12 protein-coding genes are annotated in these 12803 nt (G+C 51.0%); 4 read left to right on the forward strand and 8 right to left on the reverse strand.

Features of this window, described 5'->3' with window-relative positions:
- Window positions 1-76: 76 nt before the first annotated feature.
- From AC0MA3_RS22360 to AC0MA3_RS22380, 5 genes are all read right to left on the reverse strand, one after another.
- Window positions 77-1912 carry a type 2 periplasmic-binding domain-containing protein gene (locus AC0MA3_RS22360; RefSeq protein ID WP_379150745.1) on the reverse strand — a complete coding sequence of 612 codons (1836 nt, stop codon included), beginning with the start codon at window positions 1910-1912 and terminating at the stop codon, window positions 77-79.
- A 109-nt stretch (window positions 1913-2021) separates the two neighbouring features.
- Window positions 2022-2915, reverse strand: a complete 894-nt coding sequence (locus AC0MA3_RS22365; protein WP_074087733.1) for a carbohydrate ABC transporter permease — start codon at window positions 2913-2915, stop codon at window positions 2022-2024.
- A gap of 15 nt (window positions 2916-2930) precedes the next feature.
- The gene (locus AC0MA3_RS22370) at window positions 2931-3890 is read right to left on the reverse strand and encodes an ABC transporter permease (protein ID WP_379150739.1); all 960 of its coding nucleotides are present in this window, start codon (window positions 3888-3890) and stop codon (window positions 2931-2933) included.
- Window positions 3891-4177: 287 nt separating this feature from the next.
- Complete coding sequence (locus AC0MA3_RS22375) at window positions 4178-5092, reverse strand: fumarylacetoacetate hydrolase family protein (RefSeq protein WP_474657849.1); 915 nt, start codon at window positions 5090-5092, stop codon at window positions 4178-4180.
- Window positions 5093-5210: 118 nt separating this feature from the next.
- The gene (locus AC0MA3_RS22380) at window positions 5211-6086 is read right to left on the reverse strand and encodes an SMP-30/gluconolactonase/LRE family protein (protein WP_474657850.1); all 876 of its coding nucleotides are present in this window, start codon (window positions 6084-6086) and stop codon (window positions 5211-5213) included.
- 174 nt (window positions 6087-6260) lie between these two features.
- Between AC0MA3_RS22380 and AC0MA3_RS22385 the strand changes: the two genes are divergently transcribed.
- Window positions 6261-6887 carry a GyrI-like domain-containing protein gene (locus AC0MA3_RS22385; protein ID WP_474657851.1) on the forward strand — a complete coding sequence of 209 codons (627 nt, stop codon included), beginning with the start codon at window positions 6261-6263 and terminating at the stop codon, window positions 6885-6887.
- A 44-nt stretch (window positions 6888-6931) separates the two neighbouring features.
- Here AC0MA3_RS22385 and AC0MA3_RS22390 read toward each other — a convergent pair whose 3' ends face one another.
- A complete protein-coding gene (locus AC0MA3_RS22390) occupies window positions 6932-8404 on the reverse strand; it encodes an MDR family MFS transporter (RefSeq protein WP_474657871.1) in 1473 nt (490 codons plus the stop codon).
- A 302-nt stretch (window positions 8405-8706) separates the two neighbouring features.
- Window positions 8707-9321 carry a 50S ribosomal protein L25 gene (locus AC0MA3_RS22395; RefSeq protein ID WP_474657852.1) on the reverse strand — a complete coding sequence of 205 codons (615 nt, stop codon included), beginning with the start codon at window positions 9319-9321 and terminating at the stop codon, window positions 8707-8709.
- 560 nt (window positions 9322-9881) lie between these two features.
- Between AC0MA3_RS22395 and AC0MA3_RS22400 the strand changes: the two genes are divergently transcribed.
- From AC0MA3_RS22400 to AC0MA3_RS22410, 3 genes are all read left to right on the forward strand, one after another.
- On the forward strand, window positions 9882-10160 hold the full coding sequence (locus AC0MA3_RS22400; protein WP_379150723.1) for a GNAT family N-acetyltransferase: 279 nt from the start codon (window positions 9882-9884) through the stop codon (window positions 10158-10160).
- A 49-nt stretch (window positions 10161-10209) separates the two neighbouring features.
- Complete coding sequence (locus tag AC0MA3_RS22405) at window positions 10210-11061, forward strand: GNAT family N-acetyltransferase (protein WP_379150719.1); 852 nt, start codon at window positions 10210-10212, stop codon at window positions 11059-11061.
- Between the two features lie 205 nt (window positions 11062-11266).
- Complete coding sequence (locus tag AC0MA3_RS22410; RefSeq protein ID WP_474657853.1) at window positions 11267-12337, forward strand: SDR family oxidoreductase; 1071 nt, start codon at window positions 11267-11269, stop codon at window positions 12335-12337.
- A 66-nt stretch (window positions 12338-12403) separates the two neighbouring features.
- Here AC0MA3_RS22410 and AC0MA3_RS22415 read toward each other — a convergent pair whose 3' ends face one another.
- Complete coding sequence (locus tag AC0MA3_RS22415) at window positions 12404-12772, reverse strand: winged helix-turn-helix transcriptional regulator (protein ID WP_379150713.1); 369 nt, start codon at window positions 12770-12772, stop codon at window positions 12404-12406.
- Window positions 12773-12803: the final 31 nt, after the last annotated feature.

Genomic DNA, 12803 nt, shown 5'->3' on the forward strand with positions numbered 1-12803 from the left:
ATTTACGTTCATACGAACAGAATAAGGCAGAGCAGCCATATCTCTGCCCTGCCTTGCTCTTATAGTTCAGGATGTGTTACTTCACGCTTTTACGGGCCTCAAACAGCTCCTGTGCTTTCTTGACTGAGAAGTCCATCACATCGGCATATCCCAGTCCGTTCACCTTGTCATGCATTTCTTTGTTCAGTTTGTCGAATTCGGCCTGGTTTTTGGCAAAGACCATTTTCCAGGAAATTTGCTGAATCACCGTACCGATCTGCTTGTTTTTCTGTTCCAGTGTTTTGTCCATGGTCAGCGGTTCTTTCCCGGTGAAGCCCTGAGGGGCAACGGCAAGCAGATTATTCTTCTCAAAATATTCCTTGGCCGTCAGCACGCCCATTTTTGCTCTCCAGTCACTGTCCAGCTTCGACGGGTTGCGTTCCAGGGAGGTTTTCCACAAATTGTGGTCAAAAGGCTCACTGGTCTGCGGATTCACCATTGCCGGAACCACGAACGAGAAGTTCATCTGATTCGAGCCGTAGTAGTAGTCCCCGCCGCCGTATTCATCCGGAACCTTGGTGTTCTGCTGATCAGCGTAAGCTTTCCAGCCAAAGTCGGTAACGACCGGTTTGCCGCTGCTGTCAATATCCCAGGTCAGTCCCTTCGGACCGTTCGGTACCGCCGTTCCGCTGCCTGCCGAGATCATTGCGCCTTCCGGTGTGTACATCCAGTTGATAAATTCCATAATCCGCGCCGGATCCTTGGCCTTCGCACCGATGGAGATGATCCCATTGCCGCCGTAGACATTGAAGCCTGTAGAATACATCAGCTCATCCTTGAATGGTACGAGAGCGAAGCCCTTGCCTTCTGCCGTTCTTTCCGGTGTATTATAGTTGGCAGCGCCGAGCCAAGGGAACCAGGAAAAGAGAAGACGGCCATCCTTATACTTGGCAACCACATCATCAAATTTCTGTGTCAGAGAGTCGGGATCAAGCAGCCCCATTTGATTGGCCTCAAAATACAGCTTGAGCGATTTCATGTACCAGCTCTCGTCTGAGAGGAAATCATAATATTTCTCTTCATCCGCTTTGACGTAAAGGGCAGTGTCAGGAATTTCATCATAGCCCATCATATTGGCGAATTGTTTCGCCAGTGTCATTTTATAGTTGCCGTCCCAGTCGGACCAGAGCGAGAAGGCATAGGTTTTTTTACCCAGCTCATTCTTGGGCTCCAGCTCCTGCATCTTCTTCAGCACCGGCAGGTAATCCTCGATCTTGTTGATCGCCGGAGCCCCGATTTGCTGATACAGATCCCAGCGCAGATCCGGTCCCCAGGTCATATCCTTGCCTTCAGAAGGTCCTGACGGGTTCGTTGCCACATTGTTCCCCATCCCATAGACTGCGTTGCCCCCGCCAAAAGCAACCTTTGCTTTCTCAATGGCTTTGGGAAACTGCTTCGCAATATCCGGGGCGTACTTGTCGAGCAGACCGTCCTTGGTCCAATCCAGCAGCAGGTTGCCCTTAATGGCATTCGGATAATGGTTCTTGTCATCCCCGAAGATGATAATATCGCCCAGATCACCGGAAGCCATCATTGCCGAGATTTTAGTGTCGCCTCCGGTCAGATTGGAAGCTACGATATCCAGCTCAATATTGAATTTGTCTTTGATAATTTTGGCGAACCATCCGGTCTGCGGACCTGCATAGTTAGCTGTGGTCGAGAACACCGTCAGCTTGAGCGGCTTGGAATGGTCGAGTGTCCCGTCACTGGGCGCTGTCGTCTCAGCTGCTGCGTTGGTTGCTTCAGCCGTAGGCTTATCACTGGCCTTCGCTGTGTTCGTCTTGTCCGAATTCCCGTTCCCTCCACCGCAGGATGCCAGGACCAGCACCATAATCATGCTCAGCAAAATAAGCGGCAGCTTCTTAAATCTCATTGTGTCATACCCCCTAATGAATTGGTAAGATGTGAAATGGTGCTCATAAGTTAAAGCTCCACCGGCTTGGCAGAGCCGAACTCCAGCTGTACATGCTGTTACTGAACAGTCAGCCCTTAACAGCGCCGATCATGATGCCTTTGACAAAAAAACGCTGGAAAAACGGATATACAATCAGAATGGGCAGCACAACGATCATCGTCACCGTCATCCGCACAGAGGTTGGTGTCTGCATGTTCTGCACACTGGCCGCCATATCCGGGGAGCTTCGGATGAGTGCAGCCAGCGAGCTGGACTCATTCAGGTACCTCCAGAGCAGGAACTGCAGCGTGAAATATTTGGTGTCCGTCATCAGGAATGCCGTATCAATGAAGGAGTTCCACTGGTTGACCGCCGAGAAAATCGTAATGGTAGCCAGAATCGGAGTGGTCAGCGGGACAATAATACTCCAGAATGACCTCAGGTATCCTGCGCCGTCCATAGCTGCCGACTCCTCCAGTGAGGGCGGAATCGCCTCAACGAAGGTTTTGACAAGAATGATGTTGAACGGAGTAATAATCGTCGGCAAAATATAGGCCAGATAATTGTTGGTCAAATGCAGGTTGTGCATCGTAATGTACCAGGGAATCAGCCCTGCGCTGAAATACATGGTGACTACGACGCTACGGTACCAGACCTGACGGCCCCACATCTCCTTCTTCGTGAACAGATAACCGAGAAAGGCCGAAGCGCCTACAGTTAGCAATGTACCGACAACTGTCCGGTAGACCGAGACCAGCGCTGCATGGCTAAGCCCGCTAATCCGCAGCACCTTGGAATAGTTGTCGAAATGGATCTGCTGCGGGTAGAACTTGATGTAGCCTGCCGCGCTGAGATCATTGGAGCTGATCGTGTTGATGAACAGGTAATAGAAGGGATAAATACAGCTCAGGGTGAACAAACCAAAGAGCACATAGATGATTCCCTGGAACAGGACATCGCCGGGCTTTAGCTTTTTACGCAACTGGAATCACCGTCCTTAAATAATCGATTCATCGCGCACAACTTTGGACAACGTATTGGCCGCAAACAGCAGAATGACACTGACGACCGACTTCAGCATGCTGACCGCCGTGGCGAACGGAAAATTGTTGGCAAACGCGATATTGTACACGTATAAATCGAGCACCTCTATCGCATCCTTGTTCATGGCATTCTGGAAGGCAAAATACTGCTCCATGCCGTTGTTGACAAAATTCCCGATGGAGAGCAGCAGCAGTACGAAGAAGGTCGGAATGAGACCGGGAACGGTAATGTGCCAGATTTTGCGGAACCGGCTGGCCCCGTCTACTTCTGCCGCTTCATACAGTTCCTGGTCAATGCCGGCAATAGCCGCCAGATAGAGAATAGCCCCCCACCCCAAGGACTTCCACCAATACCAGGCAATCATCGTCACCCAAATATGCGAACTGGAGGCCAGGAAATTGAATTCCTCATTCACAAAGCCCAACTGGATCAGAATGTGGTTCACCACGCCGTTGTCGACAGAGAACAGGGAGAAGGCCAGGGCATAGACCAGAATCCAGCTGATAAAATTCGGTATCGTCGTCAGCGTCTGCACGAACTTGCGGTACCAGCCTGCCCGTATCTCCGTCAGCAATATGGCGAAAATAACAGGAAAGACAGAGGTGACCAGACCGAGTGAACTCATAGCTACTGTGTTCTTCAGTACGCGCAGCACCTCTTCTGTCTGCGTGGGATTAGCAACAATGGTCCTGAACCACTTCAGTCCTACATAAGGTGTATCCGCCAGCGGAATCCCAGGGATGAAATCATAAAAGGCGTAGATCCACCCGCTAACCGGCAGGTAATAAAAAACAAAGGTCACTACAAGAAAAGGAAGCGCCATCAGAAACAGTTTGTGTTTGTTCTGCAGCTTCCTGCGGGATCGCCGGACCGGATCCACACCGCGAAGCAGTTCGCCAGAAGGTACCCCCATATCAAATCTCCTCTACCTGGATTTTGTTTGCGCTTTCATTGTAGGGCATAACAAATCTCCGCCGGGAGAGAGGACCGCCAGGCCTTCTGCGAGAGCCGTAAGACAGTATCAGACGATTTTCACAGGTCAACGGACGAATTTCCCATAGCAGGCTATGGGGTCCAAAAAAAGAGGAGCCGTTCATTGGCAAGCTCTGCCAATGAACGGCTCCTTCCTTCGTACATCCCATGAATTCGTGCGGACGCCAGGATGCAGCGGATATTCCGCTGTATCCCCATCTCCTCCGCCTAAGCCTTGTCTGTAATCATGCGGTTAGTTAAGCTCCCAAGCTTCTCAATCTCCACAGTAACCTCGTCACCCGGCTGCAGGTACATCTGAAGCTCCGGCGGATATCCCATCATAACGCCCTCCGGGGTTCCTGTAAGAATGATGTCCCCTGGAGAAAGTGTCATGCACCGGGAGATATAGCTGATGATCTGCTGGCAATTGAAGATCATGTCCGAAGTGTTGGAATCCTGGCGGATCTCCCCGTTGACTGAACTTCTGATGCGCAGCAAACCGGGCTCCCCCACCTCATCTTTTGTTACCACATAAGGCCCGACCGGCGCGAACCGGTCGCATGATTTACCTGCGAGCCACTGGCTGGTGCGCGTCTGCAGATCACGTGCGGACAGATCATTGGCGGCAAAATAGCCAAACACTGCATCCAGCGCCTCTTCCTCGGTTATATTCTTGACGGTCCGCCCGATCACAATGCCCAGCTCAGCTTCATAATCGACCTTCTGTGTGGTGCCCGGGAGAGGAACCTCCATGCCGTGTCCGGCCAGACTGTTCGTGAATTTGCTGAAAAGAATCGGATATTCAGGCAACGGCATTCTGGTTTCTTCGGCATGTTTGCGGTAGTTCAGCCCGATACAGATGATTTTGCCGGGATCAGCCACACAGGGCGCGAAATCAAGCGAATCTTCCTCTTTATAAATAAACTGGGTACCTTCGCCCATTACTGACAAGTTGTCCACGAATTCACGCAAACTGCCGAGTGCGGTCTCTCCTCCGTCCAGTAATTCTCTTAGTGTAGCCGGTACAGCTTCCGCTATCCGCGCTGGCACCGTACGCAGTGCCTCTTCTACATCCAATATGCCTTCTGCTCTCTTCACGCCGAGATGCAGGGTTCCTGATTCCCAATAATTCAAAAGCTGCATACCCGTTCCTCCCCTAATCACAATATCATTTCCAGTTCAGCTGATCTAAATCCTATGTACCCCCTGCTCCATGCTTAATCAGCAGGAGAACAGGATGGGCGGCTTCCCGCTATGCACCTTAACCTGCAAAACGGTTGCCCTGCAATCCCTTCACACCCGTGTCCGCCTTGAATAATCCGCCAGCCAGCGGCCAGCGCTGCAATTCTTCCGGATTCATACCACCTCTGGCTGTAGTGATGTACAGCTCGTCCAGATGATCACCTCCGAAAGCGCAGGAGGTTACGAATGGAGCCGGTACTTCGATCCTGCCAATCTGCTCTCCGGTATGGGGATTCCAGCGCGAGACACAGCTACCGTTCCAATGGGCCACCCAGATCATTCCCTCACGGTCAATCGTCATTCCATCAGGGCTGCCAACACCTTCCGTGAACCGTACCACATTTCTGCGTCCGCTTACTGTCCCGTTCTGCAGATCATAATCCATCACATCGACTCCCCGGGTCAATGTATCAATGTAATACATTAGCCCGCGGCTGTCGTCCCAGGCCATGCCATTGGAGATGCCGATACCGGGCAGCACCTTACGCACTTCGCCTTCGGGCTCCATCACATATAAGCTTCCCGCATCTTGCTTGTTCTCCATGCTCATCGAGCCGAACCATAATCTGCCCTTGCTGTCGCATTTCGCATCGTTCAGCCGGTTCCCGGGAAGCTCTGTCTCTACTGCGGCCAGTAATTCCAAAGACTCATCTTCTCGGAATTTGTATATCCCATCCTGCAAAGCCACTACCCAGCCGCCGTTAACTGATGGAACAGCCGCACTAATCATTTGCTTGAAGCTGTAGATCTTCTCATTAAGCGTGCGGGAATCCACTATCCGAAGCTGCTTGCCCTCAATATTCACCCAATTTAGCCGCCCGGCTTCAGGGTCCCAGTGGGCACCCTCGCCAAGCTCAGCCTTTGCATCCAGCACTAGTTCTGCCTTTATGATCAATGAATTTCCTCCTAGCTTACTCTAGAATATTGCACTTCTTTTCCATTCTACCTTCGCAGAGTATTATTATCCACTTTTGGCTAATATGACAGACACCTGTCCAGTTAGGCATGATATTCTGGAGGCAATTATGAATCATAGCGGCCAGCCGCTATGATTTACGGAGGGATAACTATGAAATACGAGTGGAAAAAACAAGAAAAAGCATTCTACCTGCCCCCTTCTGAACCGGGACTGATAAAGGTTCCCGCCTACCCCTACTTCATGGTGACAGGGAATGGCAACCCGAACAGTGATGAGTTTGCAGAGGCTGTTGGTGTCCTGTATTCACTATCTTATGCCGTCAAGATGCTGCCCAAAAAAGGTCCGGCACCGGAAGGTTATCATGAATACAGCATTTTCCCCTTGGAGGGTGTATGGGATCTAAGTGAACAAGGACGTTTGAAGGCAGAACTTGATAAGGATGAGCTGGTCTACAACATAATGATCCGGCAGCCGGATTTTGTCACACCGGTTCTTGCCGCCGAAATGATGGAGAAGGTTAAGCATGCGAAGCCGCAACCCTTGCTGGATAGAGCCGTCTTCGCGAGCTGCGAAGACGGACTGTGTGTGCAAATGCTACATTTGGGACCCTACGATAATGAGCCAGCGAGCTTCAGGAGGATGGAGGAATACTGCAGGCTGAATGGACTTCGGCGGATCTCCAAAACCCACCGGGAAATATATATCACGGATAACCGCAGAACAAAACCGGAGAATCTGAAGACCGTCCTGCGTTTTCTGGTCTCCCGTGAAGAGTAGTACGGGCAAGTGCGATTGGTCGAATTTAGCACCGCATGTCCGTCTCAGTGGCTGGAAGGCACCTTCCCTTCCGCCGAAGCATCCATCCTCTGGCGTCCCATGAAGCATGCAGCCACCAGCGCCAGCACTGCAGGTATGACAGCCCAGGCGAATGTGGTAGTGATCGAGAAAGATAGGCCATTCGTTATTTTGTCCAGAATTTCCGGCGGAATCTGAGCCCTTAACTCGGGGGATAGAAGCGCATGCGGGTCCTTAAAATTAAGTGGGCCGCCCGAAGGATCTCCACCGCTCCACCACGCAAGATCATTTAACAGCTTGGAGCTGAGATAATGGCTCTGAAGGATTCCAAAGGTTGTGATTCCAATGGTCATGCCGAGCGAACGGATAAAATTCATGGTCGCGCTGGCTGATCCGCGCTGCTGAGGCGTCAGGCCATGAATCGCTGCTGTGCTGAGTACCGAAAAGGATGCCCCGATACCGAGTCCAATAAGGATCATATACAGCGTCAGGAGAAGGCGCGAGGCATCGGGTGTAAGCGTAGCTACAAGACCCGTTCCCAGTACAAGCACGGCCAGTGTCGGCACCATCAGGCTGCGGTAACTGGTTTTGGCCATCAGGAAACCGCCGGTGGATGCTGTTACGACTGAGGCGACCATCATCGGCAGCAACACCAGCCCCGAATTCGTAGCCGATCCGCCAAGCACACCTTGGATGAAGATCGGGATATACACGGAAGCGGCGATAAAAGCCGCACCGCTGAATAAGGCACACAGAATACTGGAGGCATACAGTCTTTGCCGGAACAGGGCAAAAGAAATAATCGGCTCCTTAGCCTTCGTCTCAACGAACAGGAATAAGACTGTAAGAACAGCAAAAACTCCGAACAACCCCAGAATTAACCCGGAGCTCCAAGCGTATTCTTTACCGCCCAGTTCCAGAGCAAACATCAAGCTGATCACGGCGCCCAGCAGCGTTCCCGCACCCAGCCAGTCAATCGGCTGCTTCGAATGCTCCACTGATTCCCGGTAGAAGCCCACGACCATAAGCAAAGCAATCACTCCCAGCGGCAGGTTGATATAGAAGACCCACTGCCAGGCAATATGATCTGTAATATAAGCCCCAAGCAACGGTCCGAATATGCTGGAAAGACCGAACACCGCTCCAAAAGCGCCGCCGAGCTTACCGCGTGTCTCCAGCGGGACCGCATCGAACATAATGGCAAAGGCTATCGGTACCAGCGCCCCCCCGCCGATTCCCTGAATGGCCCGGTAAGCGGCCAGCTGGGTAATCGTCTCTGCCGTACCGCACAAGGCTGAGCCGCCCATAAACACAATAATTCCAAAGATAAAAAACTTTTTACGGCCGTACATATCCGACAGCTTGCCGAAAATAGGCATTCCCGCCATTTCGGCAACCAGGTATGCTGAAGTGACCCAGACGAATTTGTCCATGCCACCCAGTTCACCGACAATGTTGCCCATCGCTGTGGCGACAATTGTGCTGTCCATAGAGGCCATAAGTATGCCTAGCAGCAAACCGGCAATAACAATACCCAGATTGGGCGTTTTTAAGGCTGAATTCACAGATTCCACTCCTTATTCTTGGATTCTCCTTACTGATTCGTACACTTGGATACTTCCGATTGTATTCCACAGCAATACAGCAAACCTCCGCCTTTAGGATGATTTCCGCTCATTCTTCAAAACTATTTCAAGGATTCCCATAGGCACGCAAAAAGGAGCAGACCATTCCTTGGCAAGGATAGGGTCTGCTCCTTTTTGCTATACATATGGGTAGGCCGGTTTGGCCGAGTTCAGGCTTATTCCTCAGTCTTTTGCTCTTCGGAAGCTTCAGCAGCTTCCGGTGTGTCTGTTTCCGTATCTGCAGGCTCTTCCAGTGCTACCGGAGGTGCAATACGGACAATCAGCGTATCCTCAGGCGTCAGTACTTCCCAGCCTTCATGCTTCGGCAGATCCGAGACCAGCAATTGGTCCCCAATGTCGAGGCCGGTAATATCCACCTCAAAGGTCGCTGTCAGCTTGTCCGGCAAAGTGCGGATATCCAGCTCATAGAGCTCAACCTGCTGAATGCCGCCGTTCTTCACACCGGCAGGATCTCCAGTGAAGTGAAAAGCAACCTTGGTGTCCAGTGTGGATTTCATGTCAATCTGGTGAAGATCCACATGGAGCAGCTTGCGGGACATTGGCTGGCGCTGCACCTCCTGGATCACTACATTTTTAGAGCCGGAATCCGGGAGTTCCACCTTCAGAATAGCACGGGGGTTTTTGCCAAGAATTTCGTTCAATGTCTTCGCATCCGCTGTAAAGGACTGGCTATCTGAACCTGCACCGTAGACGACAACCGGTACAAAGCCTTTGCTCCGCTGTGAAGAGGTCGATCCGGATCTTTCAGTCAAACGTACTGTGGTATTCATGATATTCCTCCTAAGATTTTTTTGGACGATACACCAGTGGTTAAGCTTAAAAAACTGCGCCGGAAGCATACGCCAAGTTGGATCAGCTTAGCTGCATGGAGTAATTCTTGTTCCAAAACAAAAACAAGACCAATTAGATATGTAAGTCTAATTAGTCTCTTATTAACCATATTTGCCTACAGTGGAAACAGTATAGCACTGAGTACAGAGCAAGCCGATATAGGAGATAGTTCAATTTTATCCCATTTGTATCTGATTTAAACCAAATGACAGGCCACAAAATGTCCGCTTCCGCCACCACGGAAAACAGGAGCCTGCTACTTACCAACCTCCTCGGCAAAAGGGCAGCGGGTGTGGGTTAATATTTCTGTGAACACGCTCTCCAATGGTCGTGACCTCGCTTTTTCCAGATCACGGTAGTAAAATATAGACACTATATAAGATGAACTTGAGAATGGATAACGATCATTGCGGAACGCCATGTATAACAAGACTTTTCGCAATGATGAGCCTAACATTCTCAAGTTCACGTTCTATATAACCGGATTGGAGTGAAGAATATGGGACAGATTGAACAGGGAGAAGGACGTTTTTATATTGCTGGTGACGGACAGGACCTTGCCGAGATTACATACAGAACGGAAGAGGCAACGGGGAATTGGATTATTGACCATACCTTTGTCTCCGAAGATCTGCGCGGCCAAGGTGCCGGTGAGAAGCTTGTGCGTGCGGTTGTGGATAAAGCCCGCGCTGAACAGGTCAAGATTGTACCCCAGTGTCCTTATGCTGCACATCAATTCAAGAAACATGCAGAATACGGGGATGTTCTCAGCAACTGAGAGCAGTACAGAGACCACTAAGGGATTAAACTTTCAGGAGGATATACGTTTGACTACAGCTGATACATTAAAAGATATAGAGCAATTGCAGCAGCGCTGCGAGCAATACGAGGGCATCAGCCTGAAGCTGAATTGGGACATGCTGCGTATGCCTCCAGAATCCGGCGGTGCCGAATGGCTGGTAACTTATGAGGAAGAGGAACTGGTAGGTTTTATAGGACTGTACGGATTCGCCGGCGAAATGGAAGTCTGCGGAATGGTGCGTCCGGGATTCCGGCGCAGAGGCATTTTTACCTCCCTATGGGAAAGAGCCCAAAGCATCATCAAACGCAGTAATATAAGAACACTGCTGCTCAATGCCCCGGCAAGTTCGGCCTCGGCAGCCGGATTTCTGAAGACCCTTCCTCTGAAATTCAATCATGCGGAATATCAGATGAAATGGGATGGAACTTCTGTACCATTAGGCTCGGTCGAAGCCAGTTCTGCCGCTGGAACCGTAATCCTCCGGCCTGCGCGTCAGGATGAAACTGATATTCTTGTCGAACTGGATGCTGAAGGGTTTGACATGTCTAAAGAGGATGCCGCGGAGATGTATATACAGCAGATGAATGACCATCAGCAGGAGCAAATCGTGATTGAAATGAATGGCCAACCTGCCGGCAAGATGCGGCTGTGGACGGAAGACAACGAAACCTGGATCTACGGGTTTACCGTGGACAAGAAGCTGCGGGGACTCGGCATTGGCCGGAGCGCGCTTTTGCAGACGATTGAACGGGAGCGGCACAATTACAATGGCGTGAATCTGGAAGTGGCACTCGACAATCCCAATGCGCTGAAGCTGTATGAAAGCTGCGGCTTTGTTATTTTGAACAAACAGGAGTATTACCGCTATATCGGCTAGTGGATTGCAATCTGAACAGCATCTTTTCTTATGGCTCGGGCCTTAAGATAGGGTGCTTTTTTGTATACCTTTAAGGCTCCACACAATCATCGAAAGCGTCATTGTTACTCTCAGGTGCCTATATAACCTCAAAGTGCGTACTATCCGCTCCCTCATCCAGCAGACATAATGAGGTCATACACAAGTTAAAGGAGAGAACCCGCCTATGATGCTAGATAATACTGCAGGACGCAAAACCGCACTGGTTATAGGAGCGAATGGAGTGATCGGACGCAATCTGATTGAATATCTGGTTACATTGCCTGAATGGGACATTATCGGAATTTCACGCCGGGGCGGAGAAGATACAAGCCGTGTCCGCTATATCGCAGCCGATTTACTTAACCCTGAAGATTCCCGTCAAAAGCTTGCGGCTTTGCCGGAGGTGACCCATCTTTTCTACGCCGCCTATCAGGATCGTCCAACCTGGGCGGAGCTGGTCCCTCCTAATCTGGCCATGCTGGTGAACGTTGTCGAAGCGATAGAGCCTGTTGCATACAATCTGCAGCACATAAGCCTCATGCAGGGCTATAAGGTCTATGGAGCCCATCTGGGCCCCTTCAAGACCCCTGCCCGGGAGACAGACGCCAATCATATGCCGCCAGAATTCAATATTGATCAACAGGACTTTCTTGAGAAGCGGCAGATGGGCAAAACCTGGACCTGGTCAGCACTCCGGCCATCTGTGGTCTGCGGCTTCGCACTTGGCAATCCGATGAATCTGGCTATGGTCATCGCCGTCTATGCCTCAATCTCTAAGGAGCTGGGACTTCCGCTCCGTTTCCCGGGTAAGCCGGGTGCCTATCACAGTCTGCTGGAAATGACGGATGCAGGTCTGCTGGCAGAGGCAACCGTGTGGGCAGCGACAGACACCCGCTGTGCCAATCAGGCCTTCAACATTACCAATGGCGATCTGTTTCGCTGGGAGGAGCTCTGGCCGAAGCTTGCCGCATTTTTCGGACTTGAGACAGCACCGCCGCTGCCGATGTCACTCTCGGCAGTGATGGATGACAAGGAACAGCTGTGGAATCGCATGGTAGAGAAATATGGGCTGGAACCGAACCGCTATCAGGATGTTTCTTCATGGGGATTCGGCGATTTTGTATTCTCCTGGGATTATGATTTTTTTGCCGACGGAAGCAAGGCCCGGCGGTTCGGATTTCATGAATTTGTCGATACAGAGGCGATGTTTATGCGTATTTTTGCAGACTTGCGCAGTCGTAAAATCATCCCGTAAACGCAGGGATTCATCCTTCCTGAACAGCGTAAAAAGCCTGACCCTATCCTGCCGGGTCAGGCTTCTTTAATCTTTCGTTTGCGGCTGGGCCAGCACGGCGGCTTGATCACCGTAGACCCGCTCAATATGGGCATCGCCCCATCTGCACATCAGGTGCAGAATTTCCTTGAGGCTCCAGCCGTAATCGGTCAGCTCATACTCGACTCTGGGAGGAACCACATTGAATACAGTCCGCTGAATCACGCCATCCTCTTCCAGCTCTCGTAGCTGCTGGGTCAGGACCTTCTGGGTGATAATTGGCATCAAACTCATGAACTCACCGTTACGCTTCTTGCCAAAGGTAAGAAAAAATAGAATGACCGGCTTCCACTTGCCGCCAATTACCTCAAGCGTAGCCTCCACTGCAGTGTTATACGTCTTGATTGGTTCCGGCATGGTTTCGAACACCCCCCTGTTCTTAACCTTA

This window comes from Paenibacillus sp. LS-5 (assembly GCF_056121505.1).